Source organism: Novosphingobium indicum, from assembly GCF_014645195.1.
Taxonomy (GTDB): domain Bacteria; phylum Pseudomonadota; class Alphaproteobacteria; order Sphingomonadales; family Sphingomonadaceae; genus Novosphingobium; species Novosphingobium indicum.
The window spans coordinates 133,743-151,871 of the sequence record NZ_BMLK01000011.1; the positions used below are offsets into that span (position 1 = coordinate 133,743).

An 18,129-nucleotide genomic window follows, 5' to 3' on the forward strand; every position below is an offset into this window, starting at 1 on the left:
TCTGCCAGTGACGTGAGTTACCGCTCAGAACCCGCGATGCGGGCCTGAGCGGTCTTGCGTCCTGCGAAATGCGTTATCCGCTTACGCTGCCGGCATCGGTGTGCCGCGCACAACGCAGACTTCATGATAAAGGGGTGTGTCGGGATCCTTGTCCACGAGGCGCTGGGCCTCATGGGCGGATAGCCGCGTCTTGCCCTCCGGGTCGGCGAAGAAGAAGCACTTGAACTCCTTTTCGAAGCCCGTGCCCTGAAGGGCGCCTTCCAGTGCGGCGAAGAACGAGATGTCCGTGCCGATGTCCTGGCGCACGATCTGGGTAGCGATCTTTTCCGGCTCGTAGCCGTTCGCCCTGAACATCTCGAAGATCAATTCGGTACCGATCCGCGCGCCGAAATTCATCACGACTTGCGCCCTGGGCGCATGTTCGCGAATGCGGCGCAGAAGGGCTTCGTTCAGTCCGAGCCCGACGGAATTGAAGGGATACTCGTCGAACATCGTCCACGGATAGTAGTGGGCGATATGATCGTGCGCTTCCTCTTCGGCGCCCGCGGGCAGCGATACCGATTGCTCTTCGCGGAAGGCGGCAAAGCGCTCGTCGTTGGGATCACCCACCTGCGGCAGGCAGGCGATGACCACATCGGTCTTGGCGATCTTTTCGCGGGCTTCGTCCGTGTCGATCAGGCTGACGGCGCCCTTTACGGGCTGGAAAAGCTCGGCATGTTCCGGAGAGAGACTGATGAGATTACGTTCAGCCAGTGCGATCAGGCGCGGATCCAGATCGCTGCCATAGAAGGCGGCGGCGCCGCAGAAGCGCAGGACGAAAGCGGCATTGATGCCGGTCCCTATGCCGACTTCATAAACGGCTTTTCCTTGAAGGTTTGCGCGTTCCAGTCCTTTCTGGAACGTTTGCGTCCACGGGTCACGCGGATCGAACGCATATTCGGGAGCTTCGGGTTTCGGTGCGTTACTGTCGGTATCGGAAATCATTTCGGTGCCGGCGTCATCGCCCATTTTGATTCCTTCATGGCAGGTCGCAGCACACCCCAATACTGCTCCTGCTGCACGGCGTAAGCTGCTGGGCAGCTCCTGACGCCGGTGGTACGCCAAGTTGTCCCGGGTTTTTCGGGTGGCAAGTGTCTATCGGCAGCGACAGCTCTGCAGCTCAGAGCCTGCCGCAGTCATGTGATTGCGCCGCGTGGCCGCGCCAAATTACTGCTTGGTGGCAGTAACCAGCTGAACGCGGCTGGATGCGGCGCCGAGCGATCCGGTGATGCGTTCCACATCGCATCCTTCGCCAAGCAACACGCCCATGCGTACGTCGTCGTTCCATCCCACCAGCGCCTGCTTGATGCGCAGAATGGCCGGGACATTGGAAAGACCACTACAGTCCAGAGTTTGTGCAACGTGCATTCGATGTGCTCCCTGTTCGCAGACCCGCCTGACGGCGGGGCTACTGAGCCGAGCGAGAATACCCGACATGAAAAAACATTGCTCACGCCCTGTTTCCGCATCACGGATCAGCATCAATGGGTGACGCAATTGCCAATAAGGCGGGGATGGAGCGGCACGGGCCACTCGAAAAATCCCGCAGGCAAAATAAACCGCCATATAACGGTCGTAGAGCGCTACGTCGCCGCACTCTCCCAAAAGACTGCAGGCAAGAATTTACCTGCATGCGAACCCCGGCTTATTTTTTATGCCTGAAGTTAAGAATTTTTTCGTTGGAATGGCTTGCAGGCTATGTAGGGGGGCGACCTATGTCAAGCGCGTTGGGCCCGGTTTTGGCCGCGATCCGACTGCGTTCAGGTGCCTCTGCCCATAATTCGATGATGCCGTGCATGGCATTTTTTCGGCCATCTGCTTGGCATTGCCACGAATTCCCCCTTTTCTTCCCTCAGTCCCGAAAGCCGGGATCGAGCCGGTCCAGCATTCGCATGTGGGCATCCCATTCCAGTTGCACGTCGCCGTCATCGTAGGCCATCTGGTCGATCTGGCTGTTAGCCTGGCGCATTGTGGCTTCGTCCAGATTCTGGAGCGGTCTGCCCATGGCCAATGCCGATTCCTGAATCTCGCAGGCCCTGCACAGGTTGAACATGTGTGAGAACATCACCGCCGCATCGGGGCCGACTGTCAGCAGGCCATGATTCCTGAGGATGAGCGCGGGGTTCGTGCCGAGGCTCGCGACTATGCGTTCGCGCTCCCCGAGGTTCAGGGCAACGCCTTCGTAGTCGTGATAGCTCACCCGGCCGAAGAACTGCAGGGCGATCTGGTTGATCGGCAATAGGCCTTCGGCGAGGCAGGATACGGCGACGCCCGATCGCGTATGGGTGTGCATCACCCAGTGCGCGTCTTCACGTCCGGTGTGGACGGCGCTGTGAATCGTGAAGCCGGCCGGATTGACGCGATGCGGACTGGAGCAGGCCTTGTTGCCGTTCACATCGATTTTCACCAGCGAACTGGCCGTGATTTCCTCCCACAGGAAGCCGTAGGGATTGATCAGGAAGTGTTCCGGCTCTCCGGGAACCCGCGCCGTGATGTGCGTGTAGATGAGGTCGGTCATCTTGTAGTGGGCGGCGAGCCGGTAGCAGGCTGCGAGATCGACGCGCGCCTGATACTCCGCATCGCTGATGGCCGGGGTTTCGCAGATGGTTGTCATCATGTCCTCGTTTGCCGCAGGCAGCCTAGCGCCGGGCCCCGCTGTTTCGCCCCCTGCCTGAGGGTGTGAGGCTTCGGCTTTGTTGATCGGGGTCAAACCCGGCTTTACTCGCTCCTATACATTTGTATAACTCGAGCCATGGTGCAAGTGCGAAGTTACCTTCGGGGTGCTGCACTTGCCGCAAACTTTCTGCCCTTTGCGATGCGCGCGTCCGGTGTGTCCACGCCGCGACGAAAACGAAAGCCAGGAGAACCTGCAAGATGCCGAACCCGGGAACGATCCACGGCGTTCTTTTGAGTGACACGTTCGATCTGAAGACCTTCTACAGTCTCGACCTGACCGGCCGGGCAGACGATGTACGTCTTTATAATCCGGATGAAGTGACCGATCCCGAGGCTATCCGGTTCGCCGTGTGCTGGCTGCCCGGCCCGGATGCCTTTGCGGCTTATCCCAATCTGGAAATGGCGATGTCGGTCGGTGCCGGTGTCGACGACCTGCTCGGTCATCCAGGGCTGGGCAAGGACGTGGCGATCTGCCGCGTCCGCGATCCCTATCAGGCCGACCTGATGGCCGGTTATGCCGTCCATGAAGTGCTCCATGTCGAGCGCGACTTCGGCACGTATCAGGGACACAAGGCCGGCGAGACGTGGGATCCGCTGCCACTGCGCCCGCCGCATCACCGGAAAGTCGCCGTTCTTGGCCATGGTTCGATGGGGGCGGCCGTTACCAAGGCGCTCGCGGCACTGGGCTTTTCCGTGACCGTTGCCTGTCGGCGGTCGCCGAGCGATCCTGTCGAGGGCGTCACCTATCGTACCGGCGACGAGGCGATAACGCAGGCCGTCACAGGCGCGGAAACCGTGGTCAATGTGCTGCCGCTGACGCCGCAGACGCACGGCATTCTCGACAAGGTGCTGTTCGACAAGCTCGTGCCCGGTGCCTGGCTGGTGCAGATCGGGCGGGGCGAGCACCTTAACGTGGATGACTTCGTTGCCGCGCTCGACAGCGGACAGCTCAGCGGTGCCAGCCTCGATGTCTTCGCGGAAGAACCTCTGCCGCCGGGACATGCCTTCTGGCGGGACCCGCGCCTGCGGATCACCCCGCATATCGCCAGCGACACGACGCCGCACGCGGTTTCCGAACAGGCGCTGCAATCGGCACGCGAACTGCTTGCCGGCAAGCCGCTGACCTTTGCTGTCGATCGCGATCAGGGATACTGAGCGGCGACCCGAGTTCTTGATGGATAATTATTCGAGTGTATAACAGTAGGCATGGTGACGCGATCTGCTGCATTCTTCAGGACCTGCCTGGCATGAGTCGGAAAGCGTTCCAGCGCCTCACTCTGGATGACCGCCGCCGCAGCCTGATGGAGGCGACACTGACCTGTGTCGCGCGTGACGGCCTTCAGGGTGCAACAGTGCGCCGGATCACGGAAGAGGCAGGGGTAACGCTGGGACTCGTCCGCCACTACTTCGGCAGCAAGGACGAACTGATCCGGAGTGCCTACGCCTATCTGATCGGCCAGCTCACATCGCAGGCGAGCGAGAGCTCGAAGCAGAGCGAAGGCGCGCCCGAGGTGCAACTTGCGCTCTTCCTGCGGGCGAACATGACGCGGCCCAACCTGTCGGAACGCAACGTGTCGCTCTGGGCCACATTCATCGGACGGGTCCGATCTGACAGTACGTTCGCCGAGATCCACCGCGAAGGATACCGCGAGTTCCTGACCGTCCTTGAAACGCTGATCGAGCCCGTGCTGGCGGCCCACGGACTTCCGCACGGAGCCGCGGCGTGCAAACGGCATGCGATTGCCCTCAACGGCCTGATCGACGGACTGTGGATGGAAGGGTCCCTGAATTCGGGGCTGTACAGTCAGGCCATGCTGCCAGACCTGGTTATCGAAGCCAGTGAGCGCCTGCTGGCCCTCCCCCCCGGCGTGCTTTCGCAAGCCCCAACACCTCTTGAAGAACAGAGACTGACATCATGCGCTATGCCGGAATAACCGAACGCCTTGCCGACCTTGGCGGTGAAAAGTGGGCGATCCACAATGCGGGGCGGGCCAGGATGGAGGCCGGTGAAGAGATCATCGAGCTGACCATCGGCGAGCCGGACATTCCGACCGATCCCGAACTGATCCGGGTCTGTCACGAATCCATGCTGCGGGGGCGTACGCACTACTCGAACGGGCGCGGGGAATCCGGGCTGCTCGATGCCATCGTCGACAAGTACAAGCCGATGCATCCGGGGGTCACCACGGACCACGTTCTGGCGTTCCCCGGCACGCAGACCGCGCTCTATGCGGTGATCACCGCGCTCGTCGAGGAAGGCGAGGGCGTGCTGATCGGCGATCCGTACTATGCGACGTACGAGGGGGTGGTGCGTGCGCCGGGTGCAGTGGTGGAGGCCGTGCCGCTTAAGATCGAGAACGGCTTCATCATGCAGCCCGACGATCTGCGCGCCGCCGTGACCGAGAAGAGCCGCGTGCTCGTGCTGAATTCCCCGCACAATCCAACCGGCGCGCTGCTCGACCGCGAAACGATCGTCGAACTGGGCAAGATCGCCTGTGAACACGACCTTTGGATCGTCTCCGATGAAGTCTACGAAGACCTCATCTTCGTGGACGAGGAGTTCGCGTCTCCGCTCGAAATCGAGGAATTGCGTGAACGCACCATCATCGTTTCGTCGATTTCCAAGACCTATGCGGCCACCGGATTCCGCAGCGGCTGGGCGGTCGGCCCGGTAGAATTCTGCACCAAGCTGCTGCCGATTTCCGAGACGATCCTGTTCGGCAACCAGCCCTTCATCGCCGACATGACCGAGGCTGCGCTGCGCGGCACCTTCGATACCGCGGAGCGCATGTGCCGCAGCTATTCCGCGCGCGTGGACCTGATCATGAGGGCGCTCGAAAAGAGCCCCAACCTCAAGGCGGGCAAGGTCTCCGGCGGCATGTTCATCATGATCGACGTCGCGGACACCGGGCTGGACGGTGAGCAGTTCGCATGGGGGCTGCTGGAAGAGCAAGGCGTGGCGATCATGCCGGGCACGTCATTCGGCGAGAATGCCAAGACGCTGGTTCGTGTCGCGCTGACCGTGCCAGACGATATTCTGAGCGAGGCCATGAAGCGGATCAACGCCTTTGCCGCCTCGCGCGCTGCCGCCGGCGCCCCGGCCTGACCGCCCGGGCTATGCCGGGTCGTCGTTCGACGCCGGTTCGGTACCCCGCACAGCATTGAAGTCCTGACGGGGCATGGTCTCGGTACGGCCGAAGAAGCGGTCCAGATCGCTGTCGTCGGCGGTGCGCAGGGTATCGGCCGCAGCGGGGATGAACGTGTCGAACACCCGCGCCTTGGCGCGCTCCACGGCCGGGCGTGCGGACAGTGTCTCGCGCCAGCGTGCCATTGCCGGGAACGCGTCCCAGGAATAACCGTGGCGCTCACAGTATTCGGCCCAGGGCAGGGTGGCGATGTCGGCGATGGAATAGGCGTTCCCGGCAATCCATTCGCGCTCGGCCAGCCGATCATCGACGAGGTGATAGAGCCTGTCGGCAAGCGCGGCATAGCGCCCATGCGCATAGGGCTCGCTGTCCGATGGCAGCAGCGAGAAATGCGTGAACTGTCCAAGCATCGGGCCGATTGCCGACATCTGCACCATCAACCATTGAAGCACGTCGTAACGTTCGGGGCCGGATGCGGGCAGGAACGCTCCGTAGTGCTCGGCCAGCCAGATCAGGATTGCACCCGATTCCGCCAAAGGTTTGCCCAGCGCCGGATCGAGCAGAACAGGCACCTTCCCGGCCGGATTGAGCGCGAGAAACTCCGGTGTGAACTGCTCGCCCTTGAACAGCTCCACGTGCTGGAGGCGGTAAGGAAGGGCCAGCTCCTCAAGCATGATCGCGACTTTGACCACGTTCGGGCTGGCAACGCCGAGCAGGGTGATCGGCTCCATGCCCGCCTTCTGTCCGGTGGCATCGTCAGTCATGGCTGTCCCCCAGCTTTTTCAGAGTGCCGCCCAGCGGCGCGGGCATGAAACTGTCGCCATAGGGCCAGTCCAGGAACCCCAGCGAGGCGATGGTTCCGCCGTCTATGTGCAGGGTCGTGCCGGTGATTGCGCGGCTGAGGTCGCTCACGAGGAACAGCAGGCCGTTCATCACGTCGTCGACTTCGGGCGCGCGCTTCTGGGGCACGTAGAACTCGATGGCCTTGGAAAGGGCGTCTGCGCCCAGTTCGGCGAGACGCTGGAAGTCCTCGGGCGCCAGTGCCGCATTCGATGCCCGCGCCAGGGTCGTATCCGTGGCGATGCAGTTCACGCGGATCTGCTCGGCACCGAGTTCCACCGCGAGAGCACGGCTGAAGTTCGTCGTGCCGGCCTTGGCGCCGGCGTAGACCGCAAACGTCGCGGCGCCGCGATGCGCTTCGATGGTGGTGAAGTTGACGATCGAGCCGCCGTTTCCGCTACGTCGCAGTAAGGGCAGGGCGCGCTGGCAGCTGTCGACGACATAGCCATAGTTGAGCCGGATATCGCGCGCGTGGTCTTCGCGGTTGGTCTTGTCGAACAGGCTGCGCCGCACGCCGCCCGGCATGTTGATGAGGATGTCCGCTTGCCCGATTTCCGCGTCGAGGTAGTCGTAGAATTCATCCAGCGATGCCGGATCGGCGACATCCGCGTAGTGCGCCTCCACGCCGCCGGGAAGGCTGGCGGCGTCTGCGCCGATACTGGCGATGCCTTCGCGGTCGTTGTCGCAGCAGATCACCCGAACACCGGCCTGTGCAAGTGCCAGCGAGGCTCCGCGCCCGAGAAACCCGGCGGCTCCGCCCACGACTATGGCCGTCTTGCCGGCAAGGGCCTTGTGTGCCTCCAGCAGTCCCATCGCATCTCCTCCCTGCACGCTCATCTGCCCCGGCGGGTTGCCGACCGTGAACTGTGCACTGAGGGAAGTAGATCACGAGGTTGGGGCCAATGGCAATCGCAGGGGCGAAAACCACTCCGCTCGCTGCACTCCCGCCGTCAGAGAAAAGGCCGAATGTCCTCCTCGCGGCTCTCGGCGTTCGCATCGCGGACCGCTTCGAGAAGATCATCGAGGCTTTTCCGGCCCAGTACGCGTCCGCCGGTAAAGACCGTGTCGATCGAATCGGTGGCGTCGATGTCGGCCAGCGGGTCTTCGCGGAGAAGGACGAGATCGGCATCATAGCCTTCGCGGATCTGTCCGCTCTTCACACCCATCCAGGCATCGGGCCGGAGGGTGGCCTCGCGGAACTGATCATTTCCGGCGCCCGTTGCAGCTGAGCGACCTTGCGCCGGAAGAGCGTCGCCGGACATTGTCGTCGATCCTGGCGGGCGTGAACGTGCCGAGGTGATCGGCTTTCCAGAAGCTGCTAGCCGGTGATCGCTTTCGGACGAAGAGCCCCGCCTTGGGTAGGGAATACGACCCGGAAGTATCTGGCAGGCCTTGTCTCTTCCCGGCTTCGCAATAAGGTGCCGGTGTGCAGCCGACATTGCGCCAGTTACGCTACCTTGTAGCCCTTGCCGAACATGGCAGCTTTACGCGCGGTGCGGCGGCTGAAGGGGTTTCACAGCCCAGTTTCTCGCAGGCGATCCAGCAGCTGGAAGGCATTCTCGGTACCCGTGTCGCCGAACGGGGGGCGAGGGCAGTCCTGACCCCTTTTGGCCGGGAAGCTGTCAGTGCGGCGCGTCTGGTCCTCGCCGAAGTCGATGCCTTCATGAGCCTTGCGGGGCGCGACGAAACTGCCATGTCGGGGACGCTCCGGTTGGGCGTGTCTCCCACGCTCGGCCCCTATGTGCTTCCGCAGCTCGTGTCCGAACTGCATTCGACGAGCCCGCATTTGCGGGTCCACGTGCGCGAAGGGCTGCCCAACGAGGTGATCCAGATGCTGATCGAGGGCGAGCACGATATCGTTCTCGTGCAGCTGCCGATCAACGAGCCGCGCCTCCACGTCGAAAGGCTGTTTCGCGATCCGCTGGTCCTGGTCATGGCGCCCGAGGATCCCCTTGCGTCGCGCGAGACGATCGAGAACGCGGACCTTGAAGGGCGCGGGCTGCTGACGCTGCGCCCGCAGTACCGCATCAGCGACCAGATCCAGACGCTGGCGCAGACGGTGGGCGCGCATGTCCTGCGGGATTACGAGGGCACCAGTCTGGATGCGATCCGGCAGATGGCCGGCCTGGGCATGGGGCTGGCAATTCTGCCGCAACTCTATGTCCGGCAGGAGGTCAGGGGGAACGACGTCGTGGTCAGGCCCTTCGCGGGACAGCGCCTGTACCGGGAGATCGGGCTGGTCTGGCGCGAGGGGGCAGGCCGCTCGCCAACCTATCAGGCGCTGGCCGAGTTGCTGAAGCGTGTCGCATTATAGGTAAAATCTATTGAACTTATAGGAACCTTGCGGTTGTACGAATAATCGGCCGACCTCACCTTCGCATTTGCAGCAAAGGGGAGCACACGTGTCGCAACCGGTTCTGGGAATTCGTGATCTGGGTCGCTGGATCGGGCTGTTATTGGCGCCCGATGCGGCCTTTCTGCGGCTCGCGCTGGTCTATGGCATCGCCATATCGCTGCTGTCTCTGGCGACGCCGATCTCGGTGCAGCTGCTGATCAACTCGGTGGCCAACACCGCGCTCACGGCGCCGCTGTTCACGTTGTCTGCCGTCCTGTTCCTGCTGCTTCTGCTTGTGGGTGTGCTGAGCGCTTTCCGCGTCCACCTGATGGCGCTTTTCGAGCGCCGGCTGTTCGGACGCATCGTGGCGGAAATCACGCTGCGCGCGGTCCACGCGCAGAACCCGTTCTTCACCGACACCCGCCGCGGCGACCTGTTCAATCGCTATTTCGACCTGATGACCGTGCAAAAGGCCTTGCCCAGCCTTCTGATCGGCGGTTTCACCATCCTGCTGCAGGGGGCGGTGGGGCTTGTCGTCACCAGTTTCTACCACCCCTTCTTCCTGGCGTTCAATGTGGTGCTGGTGCTGCTGCTGTTTCTCGTGTGGCAGATATGGGCGGGCGGCGCGATCCGTACGGCCGTAGGCAAGAGCCACGCCAAGCACGCCGCGGCACACTGGCTTGAAAGCGTGGGCGGTTCGAACGGCTTCTATCAGTCGGGGCGGCACCTGAACTATGCCATCGACCGTTCGGAAGTGATGACCGCCGGTTATGTCCGCGCGCATGAACGGCACTTCCGCTATACCTTTTCGCAGACGATCTGCCTGCTGCTCATCTATGCGCTGGCGAGCGCCACGCTTCTGGCGCTTGGCGGCTGGCTGATCATCCAGGGACAGCTTTCGATCGGGCAACTGGTCGCGGCGGAACTGATCCTCTCGGGCGTGTTCTACGGGATCGCGCAGCTCGGGCCCTATCTCGAGGCGCTTTACGATCTGGCAGCCGGGCTCGAGGAACTCTCGCTGTTCTGGGATATCCCGCAGGACGAACCGCGCGGCGACGGTCGCGGTCCGGCAGACGGGACGATCCGCCTTAAAGGCGTCGAAAACGCGGAGTACCGTTTCGACTTCAGCGTCGCCAGTGGAGAGCAGCTGGCACTCGTTGCGGCCCCCGGCATGGAGCGCAAGCTGATGTTGCTGCTGAAGCGGCACGAGATGCCTGAGCGTGGCCTTGTCCTCGTGGGCGGGAGCGACATCGGTCGGTTCGACATCTTCCGGCTGCGCTCCGAGATCATGGTGCTGGCCCGCGCGACCTTCGTGGAGATGTCGATCCGCGAGTATCTGGACCTGGCCGTGGGCGACAAGGCGGGGGACATCACGCAGGCTGTGGAGGCCGTCGGTCTGGGCGAGCGGATCGCCAGCCTGAACGAGGGCTACGACGCCATGATCTCGACCACGGGCTGGCCCCTGTCGGTCGGCGAACTGATGGCGCTCAAGCTGGCTGCCGCCATGCTGGCGCAACCAAGAGTGCTGGTGCTCTCGCCGCTCTTCGACTTGCTGCCTCCGGAGCGGCTCGATGCAGCCCTTGCTGCCCTGCGTGAAAGCGGGACCACGGTTCTTCAGTTCACCCGGCGGCCGGAGGACCTTGTCCGCGACCGATACTTGTGGGTCGGCCAGCGCGAGCAGCGCTTCTGCGGGTCCTCTGCCGAAATGATCGCTGTCGCTCGCAGCGAAGGAGGTTCCGATGCCCTTCCGGCCTGAACATATCGCGCACTTCCCGACCCTCGCCGCCCAGCAGCCACCCCGGCTGACCCGGGTGCTGGCATGGATGATAGGCGTGACGATCCTGATCGTCGGCGTGATCCTGTTTACCGTCCCCTGGGTGCAGACCTCACCGGGATCGGGACAAGTCGTCGCGCTCAATCCGGAAGACCGCGTGCAGTCGATCACGGCGTTGGTGCCCGGCCGCGTCGAGAAGTGGTTCGTGCACGACGGCGACAGCGTGGAGAAGGGCGATCCGATCGCCCAGCTGGTCGACAACGATCCGGCGCTGCTAAGCCGATTGGCTGCCGAAAGGGCGCAGGTAGAGGCCGAGATCGCAGCCGCGCAGCAGGCCATGGCCGTGGCACAGATCGATGTCGGCCGTTCGCAGCAGCTGTTGTCCGAAGGTCTGATTGCCCGGCGCGACTATGAAGCCGCCCAAATCAAGGTCGCCGATCACCGGGCTAAGCTCGCGGAAGCACGGGCCAAGCTGAATCGCGTGGACGTGGCGCTGAACCGTCAGTCGGCGCAGCTCGTCCGGTCCCCGCGCGAGGGCCGCATTCAGTCGATCAATGCAGCAGCGGGAGCGACCCTGGTCAGCCCCGGCGATGTTCTGGCGACGCTGGCGCCGGAAAAGCCGGTGCGTGTCGTCGAACTGATGATCGATGGTCGGGATATCGCGCTCGTCCATCCCGGGCGGCCGGTGCGGCTGGCATTCGAAGGGTGGCCTGCCATCCAGTTCAGCGGTTGGCCCTCTATTGCCGAGGGCATGTTCGATGGCCGCGTGCGCTCGGTCGATCCCTCCGCGCAGGCCAATGGACTGTTTCGTGTGCTGGTCGAGCCGGCACCGGGCAAGCGCGACTGGCCTCCGGTGGACTACGTCCGCCTCGGTGCCAAGGTACGCGGCTGGATCCAGATGGAGACGGTGACCGTCGGTTACGAACTCTGGCGTCAGCTGAACGACTTCCCGCTCGAATTTCGCCGTCCGGGTCTGGGTAATGAAGCGGGGACGGGCAGGACCGGGGGCAGCAGCGAGAGTGGCAGCTCCCCGGAGGGTGGAAAGTGAAACGCGTCCTTCTGGGGCTCCTGCTGCTGATCCTGCCGGCGCCTGTGCTGGCGAAAGAGCCGCTGCTGCTCGAGGAAGTCCTACGGTCCTCGGCCATGCACTCGCCGGCGATCGTCGAGGCCATGAGCGAGCAGCGTGCCGCGCAAGGCAGGCAGCTATCCGCTTACGGGGCGTTCGACACCGTGTTCGACGTCGACATGGAATCGCGCGCGCTGGGGTACTACGACGGCACGACGCTCGACGGCGGTGTCACGCGCCCGCTGGCCGGCAATGGCGGCAAGGTTTATGGCGGTTATCGCGTCTCGCGCGGCGATTTTCCCGTTTACGATGGCAAGCGCTACACCAATGAACTGGGCGAAGCGCGCGTCGGTACCGTGTTCTCGCTCATCCGCGACAGGCTGACCGATAGCCGCCGAACAAAGATCGGCCTCGCCGCGCAGGATGTCGAGCTGGCACGGCTCGACAAGGAACTGGTCGCGATCGGTGTGCAGCGTCAGGCCATTGCCGCCTATCAGCAGTGGGTCGCGGCGGGGATGCGGGTGGACATCTACCGCAACCTGCTGATGCTCGCGACTGAACGGCAAGCCTCGATCGAGCGGCAGATTCGGCTGGGTGCGCGCCCCGATATCCTCGGTACGGAAAACGAGCAGAATATCCTGCGGCGCGAATCCCTGCTGGTACGCGCGGAGCAGGAACTGGCTGCCGCGGCCAATTCCCTTTCCTTCTATCTGCGCAATGAGGTCGGCGATCCTGTGGTTCCTTCGGCGGACCGGTTGCCCGATGAACTTCCCGACTTCGACTTGCCGCAGGTCGGCCCGCTTATGGGACCCCGCTTGAGCGAGAGCATTTCCCGGCCCGAACTCGATGCGATTCTGGTAAAGCTCGGACAGGCCGAAGCGCGGCGCCGCCTTGCCGAGAACGATCTCAAGCCCCGGCTCGATCTCAAGGCCGAGGTTTCGAAGGACTTTGGTCCCTTCGGCCCGGGCGGCAGCAGCCGCACCCCGGCCGAGGCCTATGTCGGTTTCAGCTTTTCTGTCCCGCTCCAGCGGCGCGATGCGCGAGGGCGCATTGCCGAGGCCGAGGCTGCAGCGCAGGCTCTGGAATTCCGCCGCAAGAGGATCGAGGACCAGATTCTCGTCGAGGTAAACGGCCTCGCCATCCAGGTGGAGGCGGCGGACAAGCTTGTGGCTCTGGCCGATGACGAAACGCGGCTTGCCGACACCATGGCAGCAGCGGAGAGACGGCGTTTTTCGCTGGGCGCGAGCGATTTTCTGGTGGTGAACCTGCGCGAGGAAAGCGCTGCCGATGCGCGTTTGCGTCAGATCGATGCGGAATACCGCCGTGCCGCCGCGCGGGCGGAACTGATCGCGGCGACCGTGGATCGCGAGCAGCTCGGGCTTTGGCCCGAAGGCTGAGGCCTTCTTGAAGGCACACCGCGCTGTCCCGGCGTGCCTTGCCTGGGTCTTCGGTTGTTTGCTGCATGCCGCCATGGGGGATGCGCTGTGAACGCGTTCGGCAAGCGCCCAGGATACTGTTGCGGCTATCGTAACGGAATTCCGCCTGCGTTTGAAAAACACTTGTTTCACGAGCTGCATCCGGCTGCCGCACGGGGCATGTCAGATCGATTGAAAAGCGGGCGGGGGTGGCGCAAACCAGAGCTTATGAGGGTCGATCCGGACAAACGTCGCAAGGACATCGCGCAAGTCACGATAGACCTTGTGGCGCGCGAGGGACTGGCTGCGGCGACCTTCCGGCGCATCGCTGCCGAGGGCGGCTGGAGCACGGCCTCGATCACCAACTATTTCGTCGACAAGCAGGACCTGCTGGTCTGGACATTCCAGGTTCTCTCCGTCGAGGGCGAAAGGCGTTTCGAGGAAGCGTTGGACATATCGGAAAACGATCCGGTTCCGGCGTTGCTGACCATGGCCCCCTGGTGTCCGGCCAACGTCCGGCGATGGAAGGCCTATCTGGCATTCTGGGATGCTGCCGTGCGCGATCCCGAACTGGCCGCGCTGCTCGCGGACAGCACGAGCGTCGGCATGGATCTGCTGGAGCGCCTTGTCAGTCGATCGCTTCGCGCTGGTGCGGATGCGCGCGTTGCTGTGGAATTGCTGAACGCCACCATACAAGGCGTGGCCCTGCAGATGCTGGTCGATCATCGCGGCTGGAGCGAGGCAAAGATCCGCGCCATCCTGTTGGAGTCGCACAAAAGCGCCATCGGGCGGTTCGCCGCTGCCTCGTCAATGTGACAGGTTGGTCCCGCGATCAGGAACGATAGTCTCCGGTCTCATCAAAAGAGGCGCTGGCGGAAGGTAGCGATGAGGGTGGCCGTGCCACTCCACCATTTTCGACCTGTGCATGATGAAGGGCTGCCCCGTTGGCTGCCCGCGAGAGCGAGAGGACAGGTCCATGAACCAGCAGACAGCCGTGCCACCGCCGATGGACGGACGCGACCCGTCCAACCTGCGCGGGGACAAGATCACCGGCGACCGCTACTTCTCCAAGGACTTCGCGCAGAAGGAGTGGGATCACCTCTGGACGAAGATCTGGCACATCGCCGGACGCACCGCGGACATTCCCGAGGCCGGCGACTTCATGGTCCACAATTTCATGAAGGAATCGGTGATCGCCGTCCGGCAGGAAGACGGATCGGTGCGCGCCTTCTACAACTCATGTGGGCACCGCGGCATGCGAATGGTCGACGGGACAAGCTCGGTAGCCTCGTTCCACTGCCCTTACCATGGCTGGAAATGGGGTATCGATGGCGTTCTGGAATATGCGCAGGACGGGGATGTCGATTTCAGGAAAGGCAATCCCTGCGGCAAGCTCAAGCTGGGTGAATTGCGCTGCGCCATCTGGGGCGGCTTCGTCTGGTATTGCATGGACGACGATGGCCCGACGCTCGAGGAGTTCCTTGAGCCAATGCCCGCGCTTTACCGCAACTACCCGATGGATACCGCGGTGCGCGTTGCGTGGTACCGGATAGAACTCGACGCCAACTGGAAGTTCGTGACCGACAACTTCTCGGAGAGTTATCATACACGCACGGCGCATCCGCAGGTGCCGCCGTGGATCGATCAGGACGTCGATTCCGCACGCCACGAGATGTGGCCCAAGGGGCATGGCCGCACAGTTCAGCCGATGCGTCCCTCGCTATCCGACCGCCCCGAAGGCGGCGGAAACGCGATGTTCGAGGCGGAGCTGCGAAAGTGGGACGTCGATCCGGGCAAGTACGCGACCTACGAGGATTTCGCGCTTCAGGGATGGAAGGATCTCAAGGCCGCTAAGCAGAAGCTCTGGAAGGAAAAGGGCTACCTCCACTACGAGCACATGAACGATGAGGAGATCACCGACAGCCCGCACACGGTGATGTTCCCCAACGTCACGATCAGCTTCCTGCCCGACAACCTCATCCTGTTCCGCAGCGAACCGCATCCGGCGGATCCGGAGAAGTGCTACTTCGACCTGTGGTGTATGGCCTTTCCGGTTGAAGGCCAGACCGAGGTGGAATCGATCATGGCCGGCGTGAAGCCGCTGCGCGAAGTGCCCGAATGCGAGCACCGCGTGTTCGACAAGGGGCGCGGCATTCCCGAGCTTGCGGGGCAGATCGTCTATCAGGACATGGAACTGGCCGAAAACATGCAGGCCGGCATGCATTCGCGCGGATACAAGGATGCCTATCTCTCCGATCAGGAGACGCGTATCCGCTTCTTCCACGAGGTACTCAATGACTGGATCGAGGGCAGGGGCTGAACCCTGCCGATCGATCGCGCTAGAAGTTCTCGAGCGCCAGTGCCGCTGTGGCAAGGCTGTGCCAGTTCTCGAGTTGGGCGGAAAACCGTATTTCCGTCAGGGCCAGGAGAACGGGCATGGCATTGTCTTTGATCGCCTTGCTGAATGCGGTCTCGACCAGCGCCGTATAGGTGTCGTCGGGCACCGTGATCAGGATGAACCCCGGGTCGGCGAGATTGATGTGGTTGGCGACGAGACGGCCGAGATGATCGCCGGCTGCTTCGAAGAGCACACGGATGGCCTCGTCGCCTGCTGCCGCTTTTTCCTGCAGTTCGTTGAATTGGCGGACGCATTTCACGATCGCGTCGGGATCGAGATCGAATCCGTCGAGCAGGCCCGCCCGCCTGACAATGGCATATTGCGAGGCATAGGCCGTCCCGCAGCCATGCGCGCCGCAATAGCAAGGCTCCGCATCCACCGCATGGTTCGTCTTCCCATGGCCGATTTCCGGGGCCAGTCCATGCGCTCCGGTTCTTAGCAAGCCGTCCGAGTACATCGCAGAATCGATGGCGAGGCCCACGTTTACGAGCGTGAAGGTGTTCCTGTTCTGGGCGCGTCCGAACCAGTGCTCCGCTCTGGCAAGACTGGTCGTGCCGTTTTCGATGGTGACGGGGATATCGAGACGCTCGGCGAGGATATCGGCAAAAGCGACCGGTTCCTGCGGGAACATTGCCATGAAGTGGACGACGCCGCGACTACTGTCGACCAGGGCTGGCAGCGCCACGCCCACGTGTTCGATCTGGGAGTTGGGGTAGCCGCTGTCGTCGACGGAACGACCGATGGCTTCGGCCACGCTGAGTGCGAGAGCCTCTAGCGTATCGCGATGCGTGAAGGGGACTTCCGCCTCGCAGCGGATATTACCTGACAGGTCCACGAACGTCGTGGTCAGGGTGTCGCGGCTGGTCATGCGCGCGCCGACCACGATGGGGCCTTCACCCGATATCTTCAGGAAGACCCGTGGGCGGCCAGACCGCGTGGTCTTCTCCTTGGTCTCGCTGATGAAGCGGCGGGAGAGGAACTCAGCCGTGATCTGCGAAACCGCGCCTGCGGACAGCCCCGTCATCTTCGGCAAATCGCTGCGCGACACCGGACCATGGGTACGGATGGCCTTCAGGACAGCCAACCGGTTCAGGTTGGGGCTGCCTTTAACCACGGGCTTCCCCGCCGCCTTCCCTGTGCGGTCTGCCGAATCTTGCGTGCTCATTTTTTTCATCATGTGAAATAATATTGACTGCCGTTTGAGAATTCATCAGGTAATCGAGCACTGGCGGCGATCCGGGGGCATCCGGAGGACACGCCACAGCGCAAAAAAACGCGCGCACAACAGGGAGAGTATCGATGCGTCTACTCAAGGCATCTCCGATTTCTGCGTCCAAATTCCTTGGGACGGGCGTCTGCTCGTGGGCTCTTGCCGCCGGAATCGTCGCGGCGGGCAGCCTTCCGGACACCGCCCTCGCGCAAGCCGCTGTTACAGACGAGCAGTCCGCGAAAATCAACGATCTTGAGACACAGGAAATTATCGTCACCGGTACTTTGTGGCGAAGCAGGGCATCGTGCTACTGCGCAACGAGCGAAACGTCCTGCCTCTGGCCAAAACCGCCAAGCGCATTGCCGTGATCGAGGCGAAGACGGCCGACAGGCGAAAGGGCGCGAAAACCTGGAAGGATTAGTCCGGGCAGACTTGGCGCTACTCTTGCCAGGCTGTCAGCAGATGAATGTCGAGAAGTTCAGGACGATTTCCAGCTGTCTGCAGGTGTTCGTCTTGCGGAAGATGGATTTGAGGTGCTGCCGGATGGTGTGCGGAGTCACGCTGAGTTCGCGTGCGATGATCTGCACGTCCTTTCCCGTCGAAAGGAAGCGGATGATGTCCAGCTCCTTGCCGGTCAGGCCGATCTCGTCGATCACGTCCGCTGCTTCGAAGATCGCGTGGGAGCGTTCGCCCGGCGCGACGCTGACGAGGTAGAGATCGAGGTCGAGGCTGCTTTCTGATCGCGGGACGTAGGCGAGCCTTGCGTCGTAGATCGCCCCGGAGGAGTCCTTGAGCAGCAGGATCTTGTCGCGGTAGCGCAAGTGGGACGGCCGACCGTTTTCATCCTTTTGCGCGACGATCTTTTCCACGTGCTTGATACGCTCGATTTCGCGCTCCAGTTCGACGGTTCCCTCGCCGCCTTCTCCCGAGATTTCGCGCAGGAGGTACTGGTAGAGCCGAGCATCGGGAAGGAACACGAGATGCGAACGATGGGGCGCATGGCGCGACAGGATCTTGAGCACGCCCGAGACCTGGCTGCCGAAGTGCGCGTGAAAATCGGATAGTTCCGTTTCCGCCATTGTCAGGGCCTCTTCGAATTTGGGCATGAAGGACAGTGCCGGTTCGATCGAGAGGGGGGAGTGTCGCATGGCGCACCTTCTCGCTTGGATGGGACCTGGGCACCGTTCCGTCTTGAGCGGCACCGCAGGGCCTCGGCATGTCGTGGCGAAA

18 protein-coding genes are annotated in these 18,129 nt (G+C 62.7%); 10 read left to right on the forward strand and 8 right to left on the reverse strand.

Going from position 1 to position 18,129, the window contains the following annotated elements; translation table 11 throughout:
* Window positions 1-81: 81 nt before the first annotated feature.
* The 3 genes from IEX64_RS13145 to IEX64_RS13155 form a co-directional block, all read right to left on the reverse strand.
* Complete coding sequence (locus IEX64_RS13145) at window positions 82-1,008, reverse strand: hypothetical protein (protein WP_229710271.1); 927 nt, start codon at window positions 1,006-1,008, stop codon at window positions 82-84.
* Window positions 1,009-1,206: 198 nt separating this feature from the next.
* Window positions 1,207-1,407 (reverse strand): hypothetical protein, encoded by a 201-nt coding sequence (locus tag IEX64_RS13150; RefSeq protein ID WP_188820124.1) that lies wholly within the window; start codon window positions 1,405-1,407, stop codon window positions 1,207-1,209.
* Between the two features lie 484 nt (window positions 1,408-1,891).
* Window positions 1,892-2,656 carry a class II aldolase/adducin family protein gene (locus IEX64_RS13155; RefSeq protein WP_308422605.1) on the reverse strand — a complete coding sequence of 255 codons (765 nt, stop codon included), beginning with the start codon at window positions 2,654-2,656 and terminating at the stop codon, window positions 1,892-1,894.
* Window positions 2,657-2,913: 257 nt separating this feature from the next.
* On the opposite strand from IEX64_RS13155, the gene IEX64_RS13160 reads away from it, so the two are divergent.
* From IEX64_RS13160 to IEX64_RS13170, 3 genes are all read left to right on the forward strand, one after another.
* Window positions 2,914-3,870, forward strand: coding sequence for an NAD(P)-dependent oxidoreductase (locus IEX64_RS13160; RefSeq protein WP_188820125.1), 957 nt, complete (start codon window positions 2,914-2,916; stop codon window positions 3,868-3,870).
* Between the two features lie 92 nt (window positions 3,871-3,962).
* Window positions 3,963-4,649 (forward strand): TetR family transcriptional regulator C-terminal domain-containing protein, encoded by a 687-nt coding sequence (locus tag IEX64_RS13165; protein WP_188820126.1) that lies wholly within the window; start codon window positions 3,963-3,965, stop codon window positions 4,647-4,649.
* A complete protein-coding gene (locus IEX64_RS13170; protein WP_188820127.1) occupies window positions 4,631-5,821 on the forward strand; it encodes a pyridoxal phosphate-dependent aminotransferase in 1,191 nt (396 codons plus the stop codon). Before IEX64_RS13165 ends, IEX64_RS13170 begins: the two co-directional genes overlap by 19 nt.
* 9 nt (window positions 5,822-5,830) lie before the next feature.
* On the opposite strand, the gene IEX64_RS13175 is transcribed toward IEX64_RS13170, so the two are convergent.
* The 3 genes from IEX64_RS13175 to IEX64_RS13185 form a co-directional block, all read right to left on the reverse strand.
* Complete coding sequence (locus tag IEX64_RS13175) at window positions 5,831-6,625, reverse strand: glutathione S-transferase family protein (RefSeq protein WP_188820128.1); 795 nt, start codon at window positions 6,623-6,625, stop codon at window positions 5,831-5,833.
* On the reverse strand, window positions 6,618-7,514 hold the full coding sequence (locus IEX64_RS13180) for an SDR family NAD(P)-dependent oxidoreductase (RefSeq protein WP_188820129.1): 897 nt from the start codon (window positions 7,512-7,514) through the stop codon (window positions 6,618-6,620). The genes IEX64_RS13175 and IEX64_RS13180 overlap by 8 nt, the downstream gene beginning before the upstream one ends.
* A gap of 137 nt (window positions 7,515-7,651) precedes the next feature.
* On the reverse strand, window positions 7,652-7,963 hold the full coding sequence (locus IEX64_RS13185; RefSeq protein WP_188820130.1) for a hypothetical protein: 312 nt from the start codon (window positions 7,961-7,963) through the stop codon (window positions 7,652-7,654).
* 164 nt (window positions 7,964-8,127) lie between these two features.
* Here IEX64_RS13185 and IEX64_RS13190 point away from each other — a divergent pair, with 164 nt between their 5' ends.
* From IEX64_RS13190 to IEX64_RS13215, 6 genes are all read left to right on the forward strand, one after another.
* Complete coding sequence (locus IEX64_RS13190) at window positions 8,128-9,015, forward strand: hydrogen peroxide-inducible genes activator (RefSeq protein ID WP_188820131.1); 888 nt, start codon at window positions 8,128-8,130, stop codon at window positions 9,013-9,015.
* Between the two features lie 88 nt (window positions 9,016-9,103).
* Window positions 9,104-10,792: an ABC transporter transmembrane domain-containing protein gene (locus IEX64_RS13195; RefSeq protein WP_188820132.1), complete on the forward strand. Its 1,689-nt coding sequence runs from the start codon at window positions 9,104-9,106 to the stop codon at window positions 10,790-10,792.
* A complete protein-coding gene (locus IEX64_RS13200) occupies window positions 10,776-11,858 on the forward strand; it encodes an efflux RND transporter periplasmic adaptor subunit (protein ID WP_188820133.1) in 1,083 nt (360 codons plus the stop codon). The genes IEX64_RS13195 and IEX64_RS13200 overlap by 17 nt, the downstream gene beginning before the upstream one ends.
* Entirely contained in the window at window positions 11,855-13,273 is a 1,419-nt protein-coding gene (locus IEX64_RS13205; RefSeq protein ID WP_188820134.1) for a TolC family protein, read from the forward strand. Before IEX64_RS13200 ends, IEX64_RS13205 begins: the two co-directional genes overlap by 4 nt.
* Before the next feature lie 246 nt (window positions 13,274-13,519).
* Window positions 13,520-14,107: a TetR/AcrR family transcriptional regulator gene (locus IEX64_RS13210; protein WP_188820135.1), complete on the forward strand. Its 588-nt coding sequence runs from the start codon at window positions 13,520-13,522 to the stop codon at window positions 14,105-14,107.
* A gap of 160 nt (window positions 14,108-14,267) precedes the next feature.
* Entirely contained in the window at window positions 14,268-15,611 is a 1,344-nt protein-coding gene (locus tag IEX64_RS13215; protein ID WP_188820136.1) for an aromatic ring-hydroxylating oxygenase subunit alpha, read from the forward strand.
* Between the two features lie 19 nt (window positions 15,612-15,630).
* On the opposite strand, the gene IEX64_RS13220 is transcribed toward IEX64_RS13215, so the two are convergent.
* Window positions 15,631-16,854 (reverse strand): ROK family transcriptional regulator, encoded by a 1,224-nt coding sequence (locus tag IEX64_RS13220; RefSeq protein ID WP_188820137.1) that lies wholly within the window; start codon window positions 16,852-16,854, stop codon window positions 15,631-15,633.
* Window positions 16,855-17,203: 349 nt separating this feature from the next.
* On the opposite strand from IEX64_RS13220, the gene IEX64_RS24440 reads away from it, so the two are divergent.
* Window positions 17,204-17,320, forward strand: a complete 117-nt coding sequence (locus IEX64_RS24440; protein ID WP_229710273.1) for a glycoside hydrolase family 3 C-terminal domain-containing protein — start codon at window positions 17,204-17,206, stop codon at window positions 17,318-17,320.
* A gap of 34 nt (window positions 17,321-17,354) precedes the next feature.
* Here the strand turns inward: IEX64_RS24440 and IEX64_RS13225 are convergent, their stop codons facing one another.
* Window positions 17,355-18,047, reverse strand: a complete 693-nt coding sequence (locus IEX64_RS13225; RefSeq protein WP_188820138.1) for a helix-turn-helix transcriptional regulator — start codon at window positions 18,045-18,047, stop codon at window positions 17,355-17,357.
* Window positions 18,048-18,129: the final 82 nt, after the last annotated feature.

Excerpts from the sequence above, each read along its gene's own strand:
- IEX64_RS13155 (WP_308422605.1), bottom strand. The coding sequence starts at position 2,656 with ATGATGACAACCATCTGCGAAACCCCGGCCATCAGCGATGCGGAGTAT.
- IEX64_RS13175 (WP_188820128.1), bottom strand. The coding sequence starts at position 6,625 with ATGACTGACGATGCCACCGGACAGAAGGCGGGCATGGAGCCGATCACC.
- IEX64_RS13210 (WP_188820135.1), top strand. The coding sequence starts at position 13,520 with ATGAGGGTCGATCCGGACAAACGTCGCAAGGACATCGCGCAAGTCACG.
- IEX64_RS13220 (WP_188820137.1), bottom strand. The coding sequence starts at position 16,854 with ATGAGCACGCAAGATTCGGCAGACCGCACAGGGAAGGCGGCGGGGAAG.
- IEX64_RS13150 (WP_188820124.1), bottom strand. The coding sequence starts at position 1,407 with ATGCACGTTGCACAAACTCTGGACTGTAGTGGTCTTTCCAATGTCCCG.
- IEX64_RS13200 (WP_188820133.1), top strand. The coding sequence starts at position 10,776 with ATGCCCTTCCGGCCTGAACATATCGCGCACTTCCCGACCCTCGCCGCC.
- IEX64_RS13225 (WP_188820138.1), bottom strand. The coding sequence starts at position 18,047 with ATGCGACACTCCCCCCTCTCGATCGAACCGGCACTGTCCTTCATGCCC.
- IEX64_RS13180 (WP_188820129.1), bottom strand. The coding sequence starts at position 7,514 with ATGGGACTGCTGGAGGCACACAAGGCCCTTGCCGGCAAGACGGCCATA.
- IEX64_RS13165 (WP_188820126.1), top strand. The coding sequence starts at position 3,963 with ATGAGTCGGAAAGCGTTCCAGCGCCTCACTCTGGATGACCGCCGCCGC.
- IEX64_RS13170 (WP_188820127.1), top strand. The coding sequence starts at position 4,631 with ATGCGCTATGCCGGAATAACCGAACGCCTTGCCGACCTTGGCGGTGAA.
- IEX64_RS13215 (WP_188820136.1), top strand. The coding sequence starts at position 14,268 with ATGAACCAGCAGACAGCCGTGCCACCGCCGATGGACGGACGCGACCCG.
- IEX64_RS13160 (WP_188820125.1), top strand. The coding sequence starts at position 2,914 with ATGCCGAACCCGGGAACGATCCACGGCGTTCTTTTGAGTGACACGTTC.
- IEX64_RS13185 (WP_188820130.1), bottom strand. The coding sequence starts at position 7,963 with ATGTCCGGCGACGCTCTTCCGGCGCAAGGTCGCTCAGCTGCAACGGGC.
- IEX64_RS13145 (WP_229710271.1), bottom strand. The coding sequence starts at position 1,008 with ATGGGCGATGACGCCGGCACCGAAATGATTTCCGATACCGACAGTAAC.